This window comes from Hyphococcus luteus (assembly GCF_002943565.1).
GTDB lineage: Bacteria > Pseudomonadota > Alphaproteobacteria > Caulobacterales > Parvularculaceae > Hyphococcus > Hyphococcus luteus.
The window spans coordinates 674,905-697,200 of the sequence record NZ_PJCH01000015.1; the positions used below are offsets into that span (position 1 = coordinate 674,905).

The 22,296-nt window shown below is 63.0% G+C and carries 12 protein-coding genes and 1 tRNA gene; 7 read left to right on the forward strand and 6 right to left on the reverse strand.

Annotated features, from left to right (window positions below):
- Nucleotides 1–12: 12 nt before the first annotated feature.
- A complete protein-coding gene (locus CW354_RS24160) occupies nt 13–171 on the forward strand; it encodes a DUF6471 domain-containing protein (RefSeq protein WP_423793545.1) in 159 nt (52 codons plus the stop codon).
- Entirely contained in the window at nt 126–1,214 is a 1,089-nt protein-coding gene (locus CW354_RS23205) for a hypothetical protein (RefSeq protein WP_133162383.1), read from the forward strand. The genes CW354_RS24160 and CW354_RS23205 overlap by 46 nt, the downstream gene beginning before the upstream one ends.
- 99 nt (nt 1,215–1,313) lie before the next feature.
- On the opposite strand, the gene CW354_RS19190 is transcribed toward CW354_RS23205, so the two are convergent.
- Nucleotides 1,314–1,405: transfer RNA gene (locus tag CW354_RS19190), tRNA-Ser, on the reverse strand.
- A 166-nt stretch (nt 1,406–1,571) separates the two neighbouring features.
- Between CW354_RS19190 and CW354_RS19200 the strand changes: the two genes are divergently transcribed.
- Entirely contained in the window at nt 1,572–2,111 is a 540-nt protein-coding gene (locus tag CW354_RS19200; protein WP_104831671.1) for a VOC family protein, read from the forward strand.
- 239 nt (nt 2,112–2,350) lie between these two features.
- The gene (locus CW354_RS19205) at nt 2,351–3,763 is read left to right on the forward strand and encodes a TolC family protein (protein WP_104831672.1); all 1,413 of its coding nucleotides are present in this window, start codon (nt 2,351–2,353) and stop codon (nt 3,761–3,763) included.
- Nucleotides 3,764–3,772: 9 nt separating this feature from the next.
- Here CW354_RS19205 and CW354_RS19210 read toward each other — a convergent pair whose 3' ends face one another.
- Nucleotides 3,773–12,883 (reverse strand): cadherin domain-containing protein, encoded by a 9,111-nt coding sequence (locus CW354_RS19210; RefSeq protein WP_104831673.1) that lies wholly within the window; start codon nt 12,881–12,883, stop codon nt 3,773–3,775.
- 175 nt (nt 12,884–13,058) lie between these two features.
- Between CW354_RS19210 and CW354_RS19215 the strand changes: the two genes are divergently transcribed.
- From CW354_RS19215 to CW354_RS19225, 3 genes are read left to right on the forward strand one after another with little or no spacing between them, the layout of a single operon-like run.
- Nucleotides 13,059–14,783: an ABC transporter transmembrane domain-containing protein gene (locus CW354_RS19215; protein WP_243396490.1), complete on the forward strand. Its 1,725-nt coding sequence runs from the start codon at nt 13,059–13,061 to the stop codon at nt 14,781–14,783.
- A complete protein-coding gene (locus CW354_RS19220) occupies nt 14,780–16,987 on the forward strand; it encodes a peptidase domain-containing ABC transporter (protein ID WP_104831675.1) in 2,208 nt (735 codons plus the stop codon). Before CW354_RS19215 ends, CW354_RS19220 begins: the two co-directional genes overlap by 4 nt.
- A gap of 16 nt (nt 16,988–17,003) precedes the next feature.
- Nucleotides 17,004–18,353, forward strand: coding sequence for an HlyD family type I secretion periplasmic adaptor subunit (locus CW354_RS19225; protein ID WP_165793840.1), 1,350 nt, complete (start codon nt 17,004–17,006; stop codon nt 18,351–18,353).
- A 9-nt stretch (nt 18,354–18,362) separates the two neighbouring features.
- On the opposite strand, the gene CW354_RS19230 is transcribed toward CW354_RS19225, so the two are convergent.
- The 4 genes from CW354_RS19230 to CW354_RS19245 all read right to left on the reverse strand — a co-directional run bounded on the left by CW354_RS19230 (nt 18,363) and on the right by CW354_RS19245 (nt 22,289).
- Nucleotides 18,363–19,937: a flavodoxin domain-containing protein gene (locus tag CW354_RS19230; protein ID WP_104831677.1), complete on the reverse strand. Its 1,575-nt coding sequence runs from the start codon at nt 19,935–19,937 to the stop codon at nt 18,363–18,365.
- An 11-nt stretch (nt 19,938–19,948) separates the two neighbouring features.
- The gene (locus CW354_RS19235) at nt 19,949–20,848 is read right to left on the reverse strand and encodes an FAD:protein FMN transferase (RefSeq protein WP_207764924.1); all 900 of its coding nucleotides are present in this window, start codon (nt 20,846–20,848) and stop codon (nt 19,949–19,951) included.
- A 112-nt stretch (nt 20,849–20,960) separates the two neighbouring features.
- A complete protein-coding gene (locus tag CW354_RS19240) occupies nt 20,961–21,767 on the reverse strand; it encodes a DUF4198 domain-containing protein (protein WP_104831678.1) in 807 nt (268 codons plus the stop codon).
- Between the two features lie 18 nt (nt 21,768–21,785).
- Nucleotides 21,786–22,289, reverse strand: a complete 504-nt coding sequence (locus CW354_RS19245; protein ID WP_104831679.1) for a DUF2271 domain-containing protein — start codon at nt 22,287–22,289, stop codon at nt 21,786–21,788.
- Between the last annotated feature and the right edge of the window lie 7 nt (nt 22,290–22,296).

The following is a 22,296-nucleotide window of genomic DNA, read 5'->3' on the forward strand; positions in this document are numbered from 1 at the left end:
GCGCGCCAAAACTTGCGTTATGAGAACTTAGCAGAGAAGCTGAAAAGCATTGGGATAGAAGAGAGCCCCCGGAACCTGTCAAACAAGGTCGGGAGGGGCTTCTTTACGGCGGGGTTTTTTCTCCAATGCTTAGATTCTTTAGGCGTGAAAACCTTGTCCCTATCGGAGTAAGCGCCATTGTTTTGATAGCGCTTACGATTGGCGTCATTACTCAACCTCCAAGACAATCAGCCCTCGCCTCAGGAGTTGGCGAGAACGAAAAAGGTCAGGCTGAAAAAGACGCCTCCGATTCCAATAGCGTAACATGCCACAGAGATTGCCAAGTTACGTTTCGCGCTCCGGCTGGTGAGGAAGAGGTAAATGCCGATCAGACCGGCAAACGACGCGATGGCAAACCCGGCTCCATAGACGGTCTTGCGCTGATCGAGCAACGCCGTTCCACGCGCTGGAATGCGTACATTGCGTGGTTCACAGGCTTGGCGTTTGTCACGCTGATTTGGACTCTTATCGCCACTTTCCGAACCGAAAAATTGGCTTGGAATACGTTGAAATCGACGCAAACCGGCACAGCAGCGGCCATCAGTACAACTCGCGTCACTCGCGAAATTGGCATGGCCCAAACCCAAGCTTATCTTGGAGGAAATGAGGGGCTTCTTAGCTGTATAGTCGAGGGCTCAAGCAATAAATTTATTGGCTTCCAATGCGCCATACGAATAAAAAATTTTGGGAATAGCCCAGCCAAAAACGTGCGCGCTACAGTGGTTGGTAATATCTCTGTACCCGGCATACCGCCACCCGCAATTCAAAAACTGATCAAAACTTTCGGGGGCGGTCTTGTTAGGCCGGGAATGTCGGCTTGGGAAAATATCTATGAAATTGAGATGGAGACTTTTTGCCCGGATATAGCCCCGTCTGCGACCGAAAGCGCTTTTGTGAGGCTCCATCCAGGCACGGGGGCCAAAGGACGAATTGACAACAAAACCCCATTTTTTATCAGCCTGAAAGCCACCGTTAGCTGGGATACTGTTTTTGAAGAAATACCTAGACAGGCCGTTGATCTCTATCTTGAAAGCAATATCACCAGCCTTGAGGCGTTTCTCGGAAAGAACGGATTGGATAAAACGATTTTCCAACCGCTCATTAGCTTGGGCCTTGGAGAGGAGGGAACCGTCAAAATTATAAGTGAGCGCGGCGGCCACCCCAAAAACGGCTGAAATTATCAAATTCATCTAACCGGCCCTCCGGTTCGATGTGGGGTTTGACCGGTGGAATCGCTCCCTGCTTTTGCTACCGAATGCCGAAGTCTGGCCATCTGGCGGAGACGAAGGGATTCGAACCCTCGAAGCGGGACAAACCGCTTACTCCCTTAGCAGGGGAGCGCCTTCGACCACTCGGCCACGTCTCCGCCGCCGGTAATGCCCGGAAATGACTGGCTTTGCAAGGCGCGCGGACGGACGGGTCCGGCTGCGCGCTCAAGCTTTTTTCCCATGGCCGCGAGGGGTAAAAAGGCGGAGAGAAGCGCGAAAATGCGCCCTGCCCCGAAAGCCCGCCCCCCAGAGGAGAAACGCCCCATGACCCAGTTCGATTTCGGCCAGCCCGACGACGGCATCATCCAGATGGCCTATGTGGTCGAGGATATTCACGCGGCCATGGCGCTGTGGACGAAGCGCCTCAAGGCCGGCCCGTGGTTCCTGCTCGATCATTTCACCGGCGACGAGGCGACCTATCGCGGCGGGCCGTCGAAGGCCGATGTGGCGATCGCCATGGGCTTTGCGGGCCATATGCAGATCGAACTGATCCAGCCGAATGACGATCATCCTTCCGTCTATAAGGAAACAATCGACGCGCGCGGCCATGGCTTTCACCATTTCGGCAAGGCCTCGCCCGACTATGACGCCGACCTCAAACGCTATGAGGCGGAGGGCTATGAGCTCGCCTTTCAGGCGCTGGTCCCCACCGGCGGGCGCGTCGGCTATCTCGACGCCAAGGGCGAACTCCCGGGCTTTCTGGAGCTGATCGAATCGGGGCCCGGCCTCGACGACGCGTTCAGCCGGTTCTACGCCGCCTCGATCAAATGGGACGGCTCGGACCCGGTGCGCCCCATGGCTTGAGGACAAGGGGCTAAACGCGCCTTCTGTCGTGTCTCAGTTTGCCTTCGCCCTTCGAGACAGCCCCCCTTCATCCTGAGGAGCAAGCCGTAGGCTTGCATCTCGAAGGACGAAGGAGCGGGGCCCCTCAGGATGAAGGCAAACTGAGACACGACGCCCCCCCCTAAAACCTTGCAAATATTAACGATTCACGTCTCGTTAACCCTATCTGCGGTAATCCCCGTGGACAGGTGCTTAAGATCATGGCGCGACCGCCCCTTCTTTCGGCTCTTTTATGCTGCGCCTTTTCAGGCCTTGGGGCCGCCGCATGGGCCGAAGACGAAGACGACCTCTCGGTTAGAGGCAGCGTCTACGCCGCTTTCGAGGAAGCGCCCGCCAACCCCGACGGCGGCGCTGTGGAGGTCGAGACCGTCAAGGGCGCGATCCGCGCCGCCCTCTCCCACGATCCGCAGATCAGCGCTGCCGCCGCCCAGAAAGACGCCGCCAAGGCCGAACGCTTTCGCGCGCTCGGCGGCTTCCTGCCGAATATCGAAGCGAGCGCCACTTACGCCGACGACAGCCTGCGCAGCGACAGCCTGCAAACCCTGACCGACCGCGACGGCACGACCTTAGGGATCACCGCCGTGCAGCCGGTGTTTCAGGGCCTTGCCGCCATCAACCGGTTCCGCGCCGCGCGCGCGCGCGTCAGCCAGTCGGACCTGTCCCTCCTCGCCGCGCAGCAGGAGACCGCGCTTGCGGCGGCCCGCGCCCATGCGGGCGTCATCCTGGCGCGCGCCATCGTCGAACACCGCATCGACAACATGGCGCTCGTCAAAGAACAGCTCAACATCGCGCAAAAACGCCAGGAGGCCGGCGCCCAGAGCCGCACCGGCGTCGAACAAGCGCGCATGCGCCTCGCCCAGGCGCAGGTCGATCTCGGCGGGGCGCGCACCCGCCTCGCCGAACAGGAAGCCGCCTTCGAACGCATCACCGGGCGCGCGCCGACCGCCGATCTCACGCCCGATGGGCGCGATCTCGCCGGCGCCTTCGCATCCGTCGAAGACGCCATCGCCGCAGCCCATAACAACAATCCGGTGATCGCCGCCGCGGAAAAAGGCGTCGACGCCGCCGAACACGCCAAGAACGCCGCCAAAGGCGCGTTCGCGCCGCGGCTCACCCTCGAAGGCAGCTATCTGAAACGCTATGGCGAAAACCAGATCATGGCCGCGCAAACGCCGGACGAGGAATATCAGCTCGTCGCGCGCTTGCGCATGCCGATCTTCCGCCAGACCGAAGACATCGCGGGGCTACGCAGCGCCGGCGCGAATGTGAGCCAGGAACAGGCGCGCATGATGACCGCGATCTATGCGATCGACGAGACGGTGACGCGCAGCTGGCGGCAATGGACTGAGGCCCTCTCGCGCGCCGCGGCGGCGAAAATCGGCATCGAAGCTGCGAAGCAATCCGTCCGTGGGCTGAAAATGGAGTATGAAGCAGGCCAGCGCAGCGTCATCGACGTGCTTGACGGCCAGCGCGATCTCGCCATCGCGCAGATCAACGCGTCGCAGGCCGAATATGAAGTGCGCGTCAGCCAGTACGAACTCATCGCCGCCACCGGCTTCATTCTCGAAGCCTTTTTCGGCGACGACGCCCGCGCCCGGCAAGACGCCGAGTAAACAGCCTTCTTAGTACGTCACCTGTTCGACATCGGCGAAATCGATGGTCGAGCCGTCGGCGAGCGTGATGACGCCGTCTGCGTCTTCGCTGAAGATGAGGCCGTGTTCGTCGGAGGAAACGACCGAGCCCTGGCTCAGCTCCACGGTCCAGTCGGTTCCAAGCTCGCCGACCGGCGTCGCACCATCCTGAAGCTGGATCGTATCGGTCCAGCCCGCCCCGGCGCCGCCCTCGATATGATCGTTGCCGTCACCCATTTCGTAAACGAAGACGTCGGAACCGTCGCCGCCGGACATGAAGTCATCCCCGGCGCCGCCCTGCAGCACGTCATCTCCGCCGCCGCCATAAAGGAAGTCGTCGCCCGCGCCGCCTTCGAGAACATCGTCCCCTGCGCCGCCGAACAGAAATTCGGAAGCAGACTGCACTTCCTGGACATTGACGGTGACGGTTTCCTGATAGATCGCGCCCTGATCGTCCGTCGCCTCGATGACGATTTCATGGGAAGACTGGCTGTCATAATCGAGAGACACGCCGTCTTTGACTTTGAGCTGATCGCCGGCGACTTCGAAAAGGCCGGAGGGATCGTCCGCAATGGCGAAACTCGCCGCGCCAGACGCGTCGGCGTCATCCGCCGACAGCGTGCCGACCACCGCGCCGTCGACGCCTTCGAGCGGCCCTTCAACCGCTTCGTCGTACTCCGCGAAGACCTCGACGCTGAGACCGTCCGGGCCGTCATCGTTCGGATTCACGACGGTGACGGTGTTGTCGCCATCGAGGAAGCTCGGCGGCGTGAAGGCGCCGTTCACCAGCGTCATCGATTCATATTCGGTCGAGTCCGGCGTGCGCGTCGCCATGACGTCGACGCCGTTCTCCGTAACTTGCACAATGACGCGCGGCGATCCGTCGGCGCTCGCCGTCCAGGGGGTGGTCATCGCCGAGCCGTCCTCGAACTGGAGGAAGGCCTGGCTGCCGGAATCATAGACATTCGACTGCAGCTGCACCGTCCGCCCCGTAAGCGACTCGCCGTTGACGAGCAGTTCGAAGGAATTATCGACAGCGGCGAAAGCCAGCGTCACCATGCCGGTCCCGGCGACAGCGCCGCCGAAATTCACGCCCGCGACGCCGGACCCGCCGCCATCCGCGGTGGCGATATTGCCGTTGGAAACCTCCGCGCCGACGGCGCGCGTCGACAAGGCCGGCTCCAGGGAGATGTCCGTGGGCGGTTCGTTCAGAATGTTTCCCGCGTCGATCGTCTGATCGGCGAATTCGAAATGCTCGACGTCATAGACCCGGTCGGTTCCGTCCGGCGTTCCGTCGCGGTTGTCGATGACCCGATAGGCCGTGTCATTGAGTTGTTCGATGGTGTAATCGGCGCGATTGCCGGAGAACACCGCCATGTCTTCGCCGTCCCCGCCATAGATCCGGTCGTCGCCTTCGCCGCCCGTCAGAACGTCATCGCCCGCATCGCCGCGGACGACATCGTCGCCAGCGCCGCCGGAGACGACATCATTCCCTTCGCCGCCACGCTGGACGTCATCGCCTGTCCCGCCGGTCAGCACATCGTCGCCATCGCGGCCATATTGACGGACGCTTTCGGTGGCGCCGCTTGCATCGATGGCGTCGGAGCCCGCCCCGCCATGCACCTGTTCGACATTGGACGCAGCCATGTCGATGGAAAAATCCTCATCGCCCTGAACGATGACGCGGTCATAGCCTTCGCCGCCGTCAATCGCCGTGTCGGCGCCGTCGGCGTAGATGCGGTCGTCGCCCGCGCCGCCGGAAAGCTCGTCCGCGCCTGCATCGCCGCGGATGACGTCGTCGCCAGCGCCGCCGGCGATCACGTCGTCGCCCGCGCCGCCACGCTGAACATCGTCGCCGGCCCCGCCGGTCAGCGCATCGTCCCCGTCCCGGCCATATTGACGGACGCCTTCTGTCGCGCCGCTGGCGTCAATCGCATCCGATCCGGCGCCGCCATGAACCTGTTCCACATTGGACGCAGCCATATCGATGGAAAAGTCTTCATCGCCCTGAACGATGACCCGGTCATAGCCTTCGCCGCCGTCAATCGCCGTGTCGGCGCCATCGGCGTAAATCCGATCATCACCCGCGCCGCCGGAAAGCTCGTCCGCGCCTGCATCGCCGCGAATGACGTCGTTGCCATCGCCCCCCGCGATCACGTCGTCGCCGGCGCCGCCGCGCTGCACGTCGTCGCCGGCCCCGCCGGTCAGCGCATCGTCCCCGTCCCGGCCATATTGACGGACGCCTTCTGTCGCGCCGCTGGCGTCAATCGCATCCGATCCGGCGCCGCCGTGCACCTGCTCCACATTGGACGCAGCCATATCGATGGCGAAGTCTTCATCGCCCTGAACGATGACGCGGTCGTACCCCTCGCCGCCGTCGATGCTTGTATCCGCGCCGTCGGCATAGATGCGGTCGTCTCCGGCCCCGCCGGAGAGGGCATCCGCGCCTGCGTCGCCGCGAAGGACGTCATTGCCGGCCCCGCCTGCGATCACGTCGTCGCCAGCCCCGCCGCGCTGGACGTCATCGCCCGCTCCGCCGGTCAGCACGTCATCCCCGTCCCGGCCATATTGACGGACGCTTTCGGTCGCGCTGCTGGCGTCAATCGCATCCGACCCGGCCCCGCCATGGACCTGCTCGACATTCGAGGCCGCCATGTTGATAGCGAAGTCTTCATCGCCCTGCACGACGACGCGGTCATAGCCTTCGCCGCCGTCGATGCTTGTATCCGCGCCGTCAGCGTAAATGCGGTCGTCCCCGGCGCCGCCGGAGAGTTCGTCCGCGCCTGCATCGCCGCGAATGACATCGTTCCCGTCGCCGCCAGCGATGACGTCGTCGCCGGCATTGCCGCGAATATTGTCATTGCCTTCATCGCCGGAGAGAATGTCGTCGCCGTTACGGCCGCGGATCACATCGTCGCCCGCGCCGCCGGCGATCATGTCGTTTTGGGCGGTTCCGCGCAGCGTATCCGCGCCGGCCGCGCCCTCGATGACATTGTAATCCTCGACATCGGCCACATCGATGGTGAAGGTCATGAGCGTCGTCTCGCCCCCGGCGCCGACCGCGTTGACCGTCACCTGATGGGAAGACTGGGTCTCATAGTCGAGCGCGGCGCCGTCTTTCAGCTTGAGCTGGTCGCCGACGATTTCAAAGGCGCCCGAGGGGTCGTCGGCGATGACGAACTGCGTCACCGCGCCGCCGGTTTCCGGATCGGCCGCGGCGAGCGTCCCGATGACAGCGCCCGCGTCGTTTTCGACCACCATGGGCGCATCGGAAAGCGCGCTCATGGTCACGTCCGCGCCGTTCACAAGCTGCAGATTATCCGCGCCGGCAAGATCCTCGATCTCGCCGCCCGGCGCGCTCGTCATCACCCAGTTGTTGACAAGACCCGGCTCGGTGTCCGGATTGGCGAGCGGCCTGCCTGCATGGTCGGCGATTTCTTCCGGGCTGCGCGCATAATCGAAAATGCGCGCTTCATAAATTTCGCCCTCGAAAACCTGGCCCGTATCGAAGCTTCCGCCTTCGGAATCCTGCTCCTGGCCGAAGGCGAGCGAGCCGCCGGATTTCAGATCGCGGATATTCACCGACGTCTCGAACGCCGTTTCGCCGTCCACAAAGAGTTTCAGCTCATTCGACGCCTGGTCCCAGGTGAACGAGACCTGATGGCGGTCGCCGTCGAGCAGCGAGGCGTTCGTCACGCCGGTGTTGATGCTTTGACCGGCAATATAAATGTTGAGATCGCCGCTGCCGCCATCGAGGAAGAGCAGCGCTTCATTGTTGGAGCCGTCGCTCGCCGCATAGGAAAAGAGCGGCGTTCCGGCGCCCACATCGGTCTGATCGGAGGCGAAAGCCACTTCGACCGTCAGCGCGTCGGTGGGGAAGCCTTCGAGATTCATGGCGAGCGCGCCGTCGTCGACGCCGCCGTCCGTGTTGAGCGCCAGCGCGTTGGGCCGGTTTGCAGGCGCCAGATAGAAATCAACCGGCGCTTCGTCGATATCGCCGACAGCCACGGTAAAGGTCGACTGGACCGTATCCCCGGAGGCGCTGATCGCCTCCACGGTGATGTCGTGAGAGTCCTGCGTTTCGTGGTTGAGAGAAACGCCGTCTTTCAGTCTGATTTCATTCCCGACGATTTCGAACGCGCCGGAGGGATCGTCGACGATGGCGAACTCCGTCACCGGCCCGCCATTGTCCGGATCCGTTGCGGAAAGAACGCCCGCAACCGCGCCCGGCTGGTTTTCGACGACCGTCGGAACGTCGAACGCCTCGCCGCCTTCCACATAGGCGCCGTTCTGCAAGGAGAGATCGTCCGCGCCCACAAGGTCTTCAATGACGCCGCCGGTCTCGGCATTCATCACCCAGTTGTTGACGAGGCCCGGCTCGGTGTCCGGGCTGGCGATGGGCGCGCCTTTGTTTGCGGCGATCTCCTCGCCGCTGCGCGCATAATCGAAGATCCGGACTTCCGCGATCTCGCCTTCAAAGACCTGGCCGCTGTTAAAGCCGCCGCCTTCCGAATCCTGCTCCTGGCCGAAAACCAGCGAGCCGCCGGATTTGAGGTCGCGGATATTGACCGAGGTCTCAAACGCCGTTTCGCCGTCCACATAGACTTTCAGCTCGTTCGAGGCCTGGTCCCAGGTGAAGGAGACCTGATGCTGCTCGCCGTCGAGCAGCGAAGCGTTGTCGACGCCGGTGTTGATCTTCTGGCTGGCGAGGAAAACATGCAGCTTGCCGCTGGAGCCTTCCATCCACAACAAGGCTTCGTTATCCGAACCGTCGCTCGCCGCATAAGAAAAGAGCGGCGCGCCATTGCCCACATCGGTCTGATCGGATGCAAACGCGACTTCGACCGTCAGCGCGTCGGTCGGGAACCCCGCCATGTCCGACGCGATGGCCGCATCGTCGCCGCCGCCGTCCCTATTGAGCGACAACACGCCCGGTGAGGCGGCCGGCGACAGGGCGAAATCCGTCGGCGTTTCCGTCAGGTCGGCGACGGGAATGTCGAAGCTTTCGCTGGCGCTTTCGCCATGGGCGTCCGTCGCGGTGACGGTGACATTAATTTCCGAGCCTTCTTCGTAATTGACGTCAGCGTCGTCTTTGAGCTTCAGCACATAACCGCTGTCGTCTTCGACCACTTCGAACCGGTCGTCGCTGACCGCGATGGAAACAGCGTCGCCGTCCGGGTCCGCGATGGACAGGAGCGCGGCGTGATCGCCGGGGGTGTTCTCCGTAACGCCGAGCCGGTCTTCGTCGGTGACGCCCGGCAGGCGGTAGCTGTCGCCGCCGATGACTTCCGTGACGCCGCCCGTATCGGGGCCGGCCCAGGAAAGCTGCAGCGTCGCTTCGCCGCCATTTTCGAAATAGCGCACTTCGATGTCGTGCGCGCCTTCATCGAGATCGACCGTCACCGTGCGGGTGCGCGTCGAATGTAGCCCGTCATTGTCGAGAACCGGCTCGCCGTCGATGAACAGCATGCTGCCGTCGTCGCTCGCCATGGAGAAGGTATAGGCGCCGCCCTCCCCGACCATGACCTGGCCTTCATATTTCGCCGCGAAATAATCTCCCGGCGCCCCGTCCCAGAAAGCTTCCTGGCCCTGGGTGTAATTCAAGCTGTCGACAACGCCTTCCGCGTCCGGCGCGGCGTTGAAATCCACCTGATCGAGATCGCTCAGGGAATGGCCGATATTATAGTAAGACCCTTTGAGGCCCTCGCCGCCTTGAAGCGCGATCTCCGGCGCAGAGTTCACATTCTCAACGCCCACGGAGAAAGACATGACGTCGCTGGCGCCGCCGGAATCGGTGACGGTGACGGAAAGATCTACCGACGGCTCGGATTCATAATCGAGGCTTTCGCCGTCTTTGAGCTTTAGAACATAGGTCCCGTCCTCGTTCACCACCTCGAAGCGGTCGTCGCTGACCGCGAAGGCATGAGAGTCGCCGGCGTCGGGGTCGGCAACCGTCAATTCGGCGACAACGGCGCCCGCCGTGTCTTCAGCGACGGAAAGCGAGCCGGCGCTGTAGCCATGTTCGAACGCCTCGCCGCCGATGACTTCCGTGGCGCCGCCGGTGTCGGGACCGGACCAGGACAGCCGCAGAGTCTGGCTGCCGGTGTTTTCGAAATAGCGCACTTCGATATCATGGGCGCCCGCCTCAAGGTCGACTGTCATCGTGTCCGTGCGGGTTCCATGAAGCCCGTCATTGTCGATGACCGGCTCGCCGTCGATGAACAGCATGCTGCCGTCGTCGCTCGCCATGGAGAACGTATAAGTCCCGCCTTCATTAACGACGAGCTGGCCTTCATATTTCGCCGCGAAATAATTGCCCGGCGCCCCGTCCCAGAAAGCTTGCTGGCCTTGCATGTAATCGATGCTGTCGACCACGCTTTCCGCGTTGGGCGGCGCGTTGAAATCGATTTCGTCGAGATCGCTCAGGGAATGGCCGATATCGTAATAAGACGCTTTGAGGCCGGGACTGCTGACGAGGCCCAGGGACGGGCCTTCATTCGCGTCCGTCACCGTCAGGGTGAAATTCTGTTCGGAGGTCAGCCCGCCCGCATCACTCGCGGTGACCGTGACGTCGATGGGCGCGGCGGTTTCATAATCGAAGGAAACGCCGGGCTTCAGTTTCAGTTCGTCGCCGACGACCTCGAAGCGGTCGTCCGACACCGTGTAGCTGACCGCATCGCCCGCATCGGGATCGACGGCGGAAAGCGTGCCGACAACGGCGCCGTCGGCGTTCTCGGAGATATCGGTCGACGAAAGGGAAATCGCGCCGGGCGCTTCATTGACGTCCGCGACATTGATGGTGACCGTCTTTCCAAAGACATTGCCGGCGCTGTCCGTCGCTTCGACGAGGATGTCATGGGAATCCTGGCTTTCGAAATCGAGCGCGGCGCCGGCTTTGAGGCGGACTTCGTCGCCGACCACTTCGAAAAGACCGGACGGATCGTCGGCGATGGCGAAGCTGGCGCTGTCGCCGAAATCGGGATCCATGGCCGAGAGCGTCCCCACGACCGCGCCCGCGTCGTTTTCGGCGACGGGCGCAGCGGACAACATGATATCCGTGGGCGTTTCATTGATGTCGGCGACGCTGATCGTCACCGGCTTGTCGAAGCCGTTCCCCGCCCCGTCCGTCACCCGTAGGGTCAGGTCGTAAGACTCCTGCGTTTCATGGTCGAGCGCGACGCCCGGCTTCAAACGCAATTCGTCGCCGACGACCTCGAACAGGCCGGACGCGTCTTCCGCAATCGCATAGCTCGCACTGTCGCCAACATCGGGATCGGCAACGGAGAGCGTTCCTACGGTCGCGCCCGCGTCGTTTTCAGCAACGTCGGTCGCAGAAAGCGTGATATCTGTCGGGGTCTCGTTGACGTCGGCGACGCTGATCGTAACCGGCTTGTCAAAGCTGTTGCCGGCCCCGTCCGTCACACGGAGGGTCAGGTCGTAGGAATCCCGCGCCTCGTGATCGAGCGCTAGGCCTGGCTTCAGACGCAGTTCGTCGCCGACGATTTCAAAGAGGCCGGACGCATCTTCCGCAATCGCATAGCTCGCACTGTCGCCGATATCCGGATCGACGGCCGAAAGCGTCGCGACCGTCGCGCCTGCATCATTTTCAGCGACGCCGCTCGCGGACAGAGCAATATCCGTGGGCGTTTCGTTGATGTCGGCGACGCTGACCGTCACCGGCTTGTCGAAGCTGTTCCCCGCCCCGTCCGTCACTCGGAGGGTCAGGTCGTAGGAATCCCGGGCTTCATGGTCCAAAGAAACGCCCGGCTTTAAACGCAATTCGTCTCCGACGACCTCGAACAGACCGGATGCGTCTTCCGCAATCGCATAGCTCGCGCTGTCGCCGATATCCGGATCGGCGACGGAAAGCGTTCCCACCGTCGCGCCCGCGTCGTTCTCGGCGACGCCGGCCGCGGAAAGCGAAATGTCCGTCGGCGCTTCATTGACGTCGGCGACGTTGATGGTCACCGTCCGCTCGATCGCGGCGCCGTCGCGGTCCGCCGCGCGCAGGGTCAACTCGTAACTGTCCTGCTGTTCGAAATCCGCCGCCGCGCTGTCTTTCAGTTTCAACTGATCGCCGACGACCTCGAAAAGCCCGGACGGATCATCAGCGATGGCGAATGTCGCCGTATCGCCGGCGTCCGGGTCGCTTGCCGAGAGTGTCGCCACAATGGCGCCGTCTGCATTTTCCGCTAGCGACGTTCCGGAAAGATTTAAGTCTTCCGGCGCTTCATTGACGTCCGTCACATCGAGCGTGACGGTTTTATCGAAGACATTGCCGGCGCTGTCCGTCGCGCGCAGGGTGAGGACGTAATTGTCCTGCGCTTCATAATCGAGGACCGCGCCGTCTTTCAGCTTCAACTCATCGCCGACGATTTCGAACAGGCCGGATTCGTCCGAGACGATGGTGAAGGTCGACGCATCCTCGAGGTCCGGATCGAGCGCCTCAAGGCTGGCGATAACCGCGCCGGGCGCGTTCTCCGCAACCTCGCTGGCGGAGAGAACGATGTCTGTGGGCGCGTCGTTGACCGGCGCCTGGTCGCCGAAAGGATTGCCGCCCTGCGCGCCCCCGTGGCTTTGGCTGGCGGAAACGCCTTCGGGCGCGCGCGGCGTATTGGCGGCCGGCGCGGCGACGGGCACCCCGCCCGACGCGTTCTGAGCGGCGGCGTCATTCGCGAGCGGCGATAAGGAAGATTGATTGTTTGCGTTCGTTTCGGGCGCCGCGCTTAATTCGTTATCAAAATTGGTTTGCGCTTCGTTAACGCCGGTTTTTGAATTTTCAGTTTCAGCGCCCTTATTTTGGGGCGCCGCTGCGCCTGCGATGACGCTAGAAATATTCTCGCCATCCTGCGCCGGCGCGCCGCCGGTTTCAGCGTCCTCGAGATTTTGATCGCCAAAATGGAGGTTGCCATAGCCGTCCGCGGCGGCGTCGGAGTCAAACCCCTGATCCTCGATTTCGCGCGCCTTTTTCAGCGACTCGCGGTCGCTTTCGAGGCTGTCGTCTTCGTGGGTCCTTTGAAAATCGGCGCCTTGACGATTGCCCGCAGCATCGCTGCCGGGCTGTTTCGGCGTTTCCTCGGGGCCGGACTTGTCTTTGGCCATGGCTCAACTCTGTATGTTACGCAACGATAAAGAGCCTAACGGCGGGAACTTAATCAGAAACTTATCAACCTAGTTAACACCCGGTAAAACATAACGACCTTTAGCGCTTATTATTCCTAAAGGTTTTAACCATAAAGAAAAATTGGAAAGTTCAGGCGTCAAAGAAGTTCGTTTGATGTTATCGAGAGTGCGTGAATTCGCGGCCGAGTTTTTTCAAAACAGCGGCGGGAAGGAGAACGACCTTCCGGAACCGCCTTTAGGCATGGCGGCGTATGTGGCGTCGGCTGTGATCAATATTCTCGCGCTCGCCCTGCCCCTCACCATTTTGCAGGTCTATGACCGCGTGCTTCCGAACGCCGCCTACGAAACGCTGACGGCGCTTGTGCTCATGCTCCTCGCCGCCATCGTCATTGACGGGCTGTTGAAATATTTCCGCTCGACTGTGGTCAACTGGACCGCAGCGTCCTTTACGCACAAGCTTTCCGTGCGCGCGCTGACCTCGATGCTGGCGACAAAGCCTTCGTCCTTCAACAAGACCACCGCCAGCGAACATCTAGAGCGCTTGAACGCAGTCACCGGCCTCGGCAATCACTTAAGCGCCCAGTCGCGCACGGTCATGGTCGACATTGCGTTCATTCCGGTGTTTTCACTCGTCATCATCGCCATCGGCGGCGTCATCTTCTCCAGCGTCGTCGCGCTTTTCGTTCTCTTCGGCTTTCTCGCCTATGACGGAACGAAGTCTCTCAACGAGACCATCAATGAGCGCGAAGCCTTCGACGCGCGCAAACAGGATTTCGTGATTGAGGTGCTGGGGGCCATTCAGACCGTCAAATCGAACGCCATGGAGCCGTTGATGATGCGCCGTTTCGAACGGCTGCAGTCGGCGGCGAGCGTCGTCACCAAGAGAATGATCAAACTGGCCGGCATGGCGCGCACTTATAACAGCGCCTACGCCGCGCTTTCCACCGTCACCATTGTCAGCGTCGGCGCGCTCCTGGTGCTGAACGGCCGGCTGACCCTCGGGGCGCTGGCCTGCTGCATGCTTTTGTCTTCGCAATTGCTGCAGCCTTTGATGCGTTCGCTGGCGAGCTGGAACGAAGTCAAGCTGGCCCAACACCGGCGCGACCGGATCGCCGCCATTTTTCAGGAATGCGAAGCGCGCAATCTGCCGCCGACGCGATATCCGAACCGTTTCACGCCGCAGAAAGTTGCATTTAAAGATCTCACCATCCGCCATGGCGACGCGCCGCCGCTTTTCGAGAACCTCAATCTCGAAATCGACGCCGGCGCCTTTATCGCCATCAAAGGCGACGACGGCAGCGGCCGTTCGTCCCTGCTGCGCGCGCTGATTCACGACGCCCCAATCGCCGGCGGCGAGATCGTCATCGGCGATGAAGTCACCAATATCGACTCCACGACGCTGTCGCGTCGAGCGATACGCTATGTCGGACAGCATCCGTCGCTTTTCCGGGGGTCCATTCTCGACAACATTACGCTTTTCGGCGAAACCCCGACGCATGTAGCGCTTTCGGCCTCAAAGCTCGTCGGTCTCGACGACGAAGTTGTGCGCATGCCGCTCGGCTATGACACGCTTCTGAAAAGTTCGACCGGCCGCGATCTGCCGACGCCCACGGCCCAGCGCATCGCGCTCGCCCGGGCGATCGCCATGCGCCCTTCCGTGCTGGTGCTCGACGATGCGAACGCGTCGCTCGATTTCTCCGGCGAACAGCGCTTTGTCGAAGCGCTGGAAAAACTGCGCGGCAAGACGACGATCGTCATGTCCACGCACCGTCCGTCGCTCCTGCGTCTCGCCGACAAGGTCTATGAAATCCGCGACGGCAAGCTGGCGCCTGCGTCGGTCGAGCCGGCTCAACCCGAAATCGGCAAGGCGGCGTCATGACCGAGATTCAGACCTCTCCGCCCGCGCCCGAAACCGCCGAAGACGGCGCCGCGCCAAGCCCCCCGGTGCACCGGCTGCAGAACCGTTTGCGCGCGGCTTTCTCCACCGGCGCGAGCCGCAAGACGACCGCGAATGACGACTGCATCGCCGCCCTCGAGCGCTTTCTCGCCCTCACCGACTGGGCGCAGGGCCGGCGCCGGGTCTTCGAAGCGATGCCCCATATGGATGCGGTCGAAACCGTCGCGGCTTTCCGCGCCGTTCTTTTCCGCCTCGGCTTTACGTCGAAATCGGAGCCGGCGGCGGCGCAAAATCTGCGCCCCGAATATCTTCCCTGTTTCATCCGGGAGGAGAGCGGCGCCGTCAAACTCGCCGAGCAGCGCACCCGCGACGGCGATATCGTCATCTACGACCCGACGACCCGGGCCAGCACAAAGATGAAGCCGGAAGAGATCGACGGCCTCGCTGTGTTTCCCGAAAAGATCGAAAAGACGGAAACTCAGAACGCGCCGAATCCGCCTTCCTGGACATCGGAAATCCTGCGCGTCTTCCGGCCGCTTATACGGCATATTTTCGTCATCAGCTTCGCCGTCAATGTCCTGGCGCTGGCGCCGCCGATTTTCGTCATGTCGGTTTACGACAAGGCGATCGCCACGCATTCCTTCGACGTGCTCGCCGGTCTCGCCATCGGCATCACTTTCATCGTCGCCGCGGATTTCGCCCTGCGCCAGGTGCGCGTGCGCCTTCAGGCCTATCTCGGCGCGCGGCTCGACGAACAGCTTAACGAAACCGCATTCCGCCATCTTCTGCATCTGTCCCTGTCGCATACGGAAGACGCGCCCATCGGCGCGCAGCTGACGCGCCTCAGGCAGATGACGTCGCTGCATGAAGTCTTCACCGGCCCGCTCGCCGGCGCGCTGTTCGATCTGCCTTATGTGGCGCTCTTCATTCTCGTCATCGCGCTGATCGGCGGACCGCTTGTCTGGGCGCCGATCACGCTCATCGCGGTTTACGCCCTCGCCGCCGCCTGGGCGATCCCGAAAAACAACCGTCTCATTCGCAAGGCCGGGGAAGCGCGTTCGCATCTCAATAATCTGACCGTCGAGGCCGTCTCCTCGCAGCAGGCGATCAGCGACCTCGCCGCCGAACATGTCTGGCTGCGCCGCCACCGCAAGCTTTCCGCCGAAACCGCCATGGCGCATATGAAGGCGCGGCGGCTTAATTTCGGGCTGCAAACTTTTTCCCAGGCCATGGTGGCGACCGTCGGCGTCGCGGTTTTGACCTTCGGCGTCGAAAGGGTGATCGCGGGCGATCTCACCGGCGGCGCGCTGATTGCCGTGATGGCGCTTTCCTGGCGCGTGCTCGGACCGATCCGCAATCTCTTCCTCACCGGCTTGACGCTGGGGCAAACCATTCAAAGCCTGCAGCAGGTGAACCGGCTGACGCGCATGCCGCTGGAGCGCGAACCGAATGCAAGCCCGTCCATCCCGCGCAGTTTCAAAGGCCACATCATGGCCGACAAGGTGACCTTCCGTTATCCGGGCCAGCGCGAGCCTTCCTTGCGCGGCGTCTCCTTCGACGTGCGCCCCGGCAATCTCATGTGCATTTACGGCCAGAGCGGCTCCGGCGCCTCGACGATGCTGCGCGTCCTGTTGGGCCTGCATCAGCAGCAAGCCGGCTCGATCTTCATCGACGGCCTCGATCTGCGCCAGCTCGACAAGGGCGAATGGCGCCAGGCGATCGGCGTCGCCATGCCCTCGCTCGACCTGTTTTACGGAACGGTCGCGCAGAACATCCGCCTTGCGAGTCCCGACGCCTCCGACGCCGACATCGAACAGATCGCCGAACGGCTCGGCATCGACCGCTATTATGGCGGCGCGCTCGATCAGGGGCTCGACACGATGTGCACGTCCCAGGCGCGCGCGCGCTGGCCCAACGCGCTGCTTTCGCGCATCAACCTCGCCCGCGCCTTCATCAAGGACGCGCCGATCTACCTTCTCGACGAACCCGGCGCGACGCTCGACAGCGAAGGGGAGAAAGCGCTGCTTTCCATCCTCGAGGAAAGACGGAAAACCAGTTCAATCATCATGACGACCCAGCGTCCGAGCCATATGCGGCTTGCCGATTTTGTCGTGTGGATGGATCGCGGCTTTGTCCGCGATATCGGCCCGCCCGATGCGATCGTGCCGAAAGTGCTCGCCGCCTGACGCCGGAGAAGGACCCATGTCGAACACAAAATTGAATGTCCAAACCCCGCATGAGACCGTCGGCGAGCGCCACGGCCTGGCGCTGCCCATCGAGCTTGAGGAAGGCGCGCCGCCGCATCTCGCCAAGACGGCGATGGCGATCCTCAGCGGTCTTGTGATCCTGCTTCTCGTCTGGGCGAACATCGCCCATATCCGCGAGCTGTCGGTCGCTGTCGGCGAAATCGCGCCTTACGGTTCGACCCGCGAAGCGGCGCATCTCGAAGGCGGCATTATCGACGAATTGCTGGTAAAGCCGGGCGACGTCGTCGCTGAAAACCAGCCCCTCGCCCGCCTGACGGCGGAAGGCGCCGGCGGCGAGGTCGAACGGCTTTCGGCCCGGCGCGCCAGCCTCGACATCCGCGCCGAACGCATGGACGCGCAAGCCGCCGGGCGCGCGCCGGATTTCACAGCCTGGCAGGACGCCTGGCCCGGCCTCGTGACGGAACAGCAATCGGTCTACAACGCCGCCGTCGCTAAGCGGGAAGCCGAGATGGCGACGCTGGTTTCGCGCGAAACCTCGGCGAAAGCGGAAGTCGTCAAAGCCGAAGCGCAGCTCAGATCGGAAAATGACATTCTCGAATTCGCCCGCGAACAACTCTCCATTCAAGAGCAGCTCATCGACGAAGGCTTTACATCGAGACAATCCTACCTTCAGGCGAAATCGGCGGTCGCCACCGCCGAAGCGAACGCCGCCGTCGCCAAATCCCGCCTCGGCCAGGCGCGCGACGCGCTGGAAGCCGCGAGCGCCGACCGCGCCGGCGCGGAAGCGGACTACAAGTCTAAGATCGCCGAAGAACGCGCCGGCGTACTCGGCGAACTCGCCGAGCTTGAACAGCCCTTCAATGCGCTGCAGGACCGTTCCGACCGGCTGACCGTGCGCTCGCCCGTTGCCGGCGTCGTCAATGCGGTGTTGGTGAACGGTCATGGCGACGTTGTCCGCCCCGGCGGCGTCGTCGCCGAGATCACGCCCACCGGCGCCAAGCTCTTCGCCGAAGTGCGCGTCGCGCCGAAAGACATCGGCCATGTGGCCCCGGGACAGAAAACCGACGTGACGATCACGACCTTCGATCCGAACCGCTATGGCAAGATATCCGGCACGGTGTCGCACATTTCAGCCGACAGCTTCACCGACGAACGCACGGGCGACGCCTATTACATCGCCTATGTCGAGCTTGAAGAACAAATGATCGGCAAGGGCCATAACGCCCGGGCGCTGACGGCGGGCATGCAGGTCCGGGCCGAAATCGTGACCCAGACGCGCACGCTCATGCAATATGCGTTAAAGCCGGTCTCGCGCTCCCTCGACCGGGCGTTCACGGAACGCTGAGCCGGGCGATCAGTAGACGTCTCTTCTATAGCGGTTGTCTGCAATGAGGCGCGACAGCGCCGCCTCGCCGATGACTTCTTTCAGCGCCGCATCGACGCCGTCGCCCAGCCCCTTGCGGCTGCCGCTCACATAGATCGCCGCGCCGTCCTTCAGCCATTGATGCAGTTGGGAGTCTTCTTCCCGCAAGACATCCTGGGCCAGCCTCTGGACGCCGTCTTCGAGGAAACACAAATCAAGACGCGCCAGCGCCGCTGACGCCCGCCAGCTTTCGATCTCGTCTTTGAAAAGATAATCCTTTTCAGGGTCGCGTTCGCCGAAAATCAGCCAGTTGCGGCCCCGCCCCGCAGCCGCGCGTTCTTTCATGTGAGCGCGCAAGCCCGCGACGCCCGATCCGGCGCCGATAAGGATCATCGGCCGGTCTTTTTCGGGACCGCGGAAAGACGGATTGGCGCGCAGGCGCATCTCGATCTCCGCGCCTTCCGCCGCATGCTCCGTCAGCCAGCCGGAGCCGACGCCGAGACGCCCGTCCGGATAACGCAACTGACGAATGACGAGCTCGGCTTTTCCATCCGCCGGCAGGGACGCCAGCGAATATTCGCGCGGCGCAAGCGGCTGCAGGCCATCGACCGCCCCTTGCGCGCCGGCGCCCGCAAGCTTTGCGCGCATACCCGGCTCCGGCAGCGTCCGTTGCCGGAGCGCGTCTTTCAGCGTCATCTTTTCACCGCGCAGCGTCACCGGCGCGCCGCCATCGAGCTTCAAGGCGAGAAGCAAGTCGTCGACGGCGCGCGTCTCGTTGCGCGGCCTGACGACCGCAATGTCCCCGGCGCGCCAATCGGGAAGCGCGGCCGTCGGTTCAAGGCACATATGAAAGACAGGCGCATTGTCGCTGCCGGGATTGAGCCGGCGGCGCGCGGCGAGGCGCCATGTCTCGAAGGCGGGCGCATCCGCGCCTGACGCCGCGCCGAGGGTTGCAAGCTTTGCAAACCATTCCGCGATAGCCGCTTCATCGCCGCGGTCCACATCGGTGCGGACGAACAGCGCCGCCGCGCCGCTCGCCTCGAGCCAGGCGTCAAGACGCCGCCCGAAACCGCAGAAATCGGCGTAGCTGCTGTCGCCAAGCGCGAGAACGGCGTAGCGAAGACCGGACAGCGCGGCGGGCGCCGCCATCATGCGGGCCTCGAAACCGCCCGCCGCATCGGGCGCGTCGCCCTCGCCCGTGGTGCTCGCAATGAAAAGCGCCATGCGCGCCTTTTGAAGCTGCGCAAGATCGAGCGCCGCGACATCCGCAAGGCGCGCCGCCTGTCCGCCGTCGGCAAGCGCTTTCACGGTGTGGCGCGCCAGTTCTTCGGCGACGCCGGTCTGGGTCGCATAAGCGACGAGGATTTCGTCTGCGTTTTCCGCGCCGCCCGTCTCGCTTGCCGATTTCCGGCGCGCCGTGATCCGTATAAAGAGAAGATACAAAGCGGCGACAAGACCCGCCTCGGCGGCCTTCAACCATAAAGGCGCAACCCCATGCCCCGCCAATCCGCCTGCGAACCACAGGAGGGCGAGAACGCCCGCGATGAATATGCTTACAGCCGCCATGCGCGCCCCGGTCAGTCCAGCATGGCGGCGAGCGCGCCAGTGAGGCGCTCGTCCCCCGCGCCGGCGCCGGCAAGCCGCACGGCGAGCCCCTGTTTTTCCGCAAAAGCAAACCCGTCCAGCGGCCCCATGACGAAAATCGCCGTCGCATAAGCGTCGGCCATCATCGCGCTGTCATGAATGACGGTCACGGCCGAAAGCCCGCTCTCAGCCGAATAGCCCGTGCGCGGGTCGAGAAGATGCGAATAGCGCCGGCCGCCATGATCGAAAAAATTGACGCCGCTCCCCGACGTCGCAACGGCGAGATCGTAAAGCGCGATGACAAATCCCGCATCCTCCACCGCCGCGTCAGCGTCAAGCGCCGCCCACCACGGCTCGCCATTAGGTTTGACGCCCCGTCCTTTGAGCTCGCCGCCGACTTCCACAAGCCAGGAGGCGATCCCGAGCGCGTCGAGCGCGTCGCCCGCCTCGTCGACGCCGAAGCCTTTGGCGATGGAGCAAAGGTCGAGCTTCACGCCGCCCGGCTGAAAAAGCCGGCCCGCCTCTTCGTCGGTGTCCAGCGCCCGCCCGCACCGGCCGAGCGCCGCGTCGATGTCCCGTCCGGAAGGCGGCGCGGCGCGCCTTTCGGCGGGGCCGAACCCCCACAAATCCACAAGCGCGCCGCTCGCGGGATCGTAAGCGCCGCCGGTCTCCTTTGCGACGGCGGCGGCTGCCTTCGCCACGCGCATGAACGCATCGGGGATCTCGACCCAGCTTGCGGCCGGCGCCGCATTAAAGCGCGCGATGTCGCTATAGCGCTCCCACGGGCTCATCTCGGCGACGACGCGGTCGAGACTGTGCTGCACCGCTTCGCACACCGCGCCGGCGTCCACGGACTCCGGCGCAACAAAGCGCACGCTCCATGTGGTTCCCATGGTTTCGCCGGCGCACCGCCTGACGCTCCCTTGAGGAAGCGCGCGCGGCGGCGCCGACAAATGCGGAATCGCCGCGCGCCTTGCTGACATGCTTTCCAATTTCCACCCCGTTTTACTGCGGCAAGACTTCCAGCGTCGCGGTGTAGCCCGCGCGCGAGCCGGAGGAGCGCGGCACGCTTGTCTCCTTGCTCTCCATCGTCGCATTGAGCCAATACATGCCTGCTTCCGGCCAGGTCACGTCGAAGCTTCCGTCATCGCCGGTCGTGACTTTCATCTCATTCAGCGCATTGCGGTAGCGGATGCCATCGCGAATGACGGACACTACAACGCCTTTTGCGGGTTTGCCATTCATCAGTAGACGGAAGGATGCGGTTTCTCCGGCAAAGAGATCGTTCGGATGAACCCCATATTCGATCTCGAGGCCCTTGCCGGAGGTTTTCACCGTTTCATCGGTCGGCGCGCCGACCGTGACGAAGGTGTCGACGCGGCGCGCGCTCTCGCTGATGCGCACATCCTCGGCGTCTTTCGGGATGGCCGTTTCGATTTCCGACGCCTGGCCGCGCCAGCGCTTTTGTTCGCCGTTCACCTTGTAGAACGCAAAGACGCCGTCGCTGACGAGCGAAACGCGATAGGTGCCCTGCTGCTTGAGATTGAGGTCGAACGAATTTCTGAGACGGCCTTCGGCCATATTCTGAGGCTCGACGGAAGAGCCGTCCGGAGCGGCGATCACGAGATCCTCGAGGCGAAGCGGTCGGTGATCGAAATAAAAGACTTCATTGGCCGCCGCCGCATCGACGGTCACCCAGACATCATCCCCCGACAAAACGGTGGAAGACGGCAAAAACCAGGTGCGGTGCGCCATGGCTGAGGTGGGAATGAGCAAGGCGAGCGCCAGCGCGGTCCATTTTTTCAAAGTCATGTCTTTCTCCCAAGGATTCTAGGGTTTGAGCGTAAGGATGACGGGGCCGAGTTCGCGCCCGCCTTCGAGACGGATGGTGGTTTCTTCTTTCGGCGGCCATTGCACGGCCCCATGCAGGAGTTCGCGGCCTCCGACTTCGCGCACGGCCTCGATCATGAATTCGTATTCGCCCGGCGCGAGGTCATTGAGTTTTTCGTCGAATGTCACTTCATGGGCGCCCGGCGCGCGCGTCGGCCCGCTGACGCCGTCGACCGGCATGTCGGTGCTGCGCCCGATGCGCCGCCACCACTGGCGCAGATCCTTCAGCCAGTCCTCGCCTTCGTCATTGCGCATCTCGACGTCGTACCAGACGGCGAGATTGGCGGCCGGCTTGCCGTCCGGCGTCTGCAGCCACATGGCCACATAAGGCCGGTGATATTCGGCGACGTCGAGGCGCGGAATGTCGACGCCGACGGTCATGTCCGCAGCGGCGGCCGGCGCGATCAGCGCGGCTGCGGCCGTAGCGGGAAGAAACAGTTTCATAAAACCC

Excerpts from the sequence above, each read along its gene's own strand:
- CW354_RS19230 (WP_104831677.1), bottom strand. The coding sequence starts at position 19,937 with ATGGCGGCTGTAAGCATATTCATCGCGGGCGTTCTCGCCCTCCTGTGG.
- CW354_RS19245 (WP_104831679.1), bottom strand. The coding sequence starts at position 22,289 with ATGAAACTGTTTCTTCCCGCTACGGCCGCAGCCGCGCTGATCGCGCCG.
- CW354_RS19210 (WP_104831673.1), bottom strand. The coding sequence starts at position 12,883 with ATGGCCAAAGACAAGTCCGGCCCCGAGGAAACGCCGAAACAGCCCGGC.
- CW354_RS19215 (WP_243396490.1), top strand. The coding sequence starts at position 13,059 with ATGTTATCGAGAGTGCGTGAATTCGCGGCCGAGTTTTTTCAAAACAGC.
- CW354_RS19235 (WP_207764924.1), bottom strand. The coding sequence starts at position 20,848 with ATGGGAACCACATGGAGCGTGCGCTTTGTTGCGCCGGAGTCCGTGGAC.
- CW354_RS23205 (WP_133162383.1), top strand. The coding sequence starts at position 126 with ATGCTTAGATTCTTTAGGCGTGAAAACCTTGTCCCTATCGGAGTAAGC.
- CW354_RS19220 (WP_104831675.1), top strand. The coding sequence starts at position 14,780 with ATGACCGAGATTCAGACCTCTCCGCCCGCGCCCGAAACCGCCGAAGAC.
- CW354_RS19205 (WP_104831672.1), top strand. The coding sequence starts at position 2,351 with ATGGCGCGACCGCCCCTTCTTTCGGCTCTTTTATGCTGCGCCTTTTCA.
- CW354_RS19240 (WP_104831678.1), bottom strand. The coding sequence starts at position 21,767 with ATGACTTTGAAAAAATGGACCGCGCTGGCGCTCGCCTTGCTCATTCCC.
- CW354_RS19200 (WP_104831671.1), top strand. The coding sequence starts at position 1,572 with ATGACCCAGTTCGATTTCGGCCAGCCCGACGACGGCATCATCCAGATG.
- CW354_RS19225 (WP_165793840.1), top strand. The coding sequence starts at position 17,004 with ATGTCGAACACAAAATTGAATGTCCAAACCCCGCATGAGACCGTCGGC.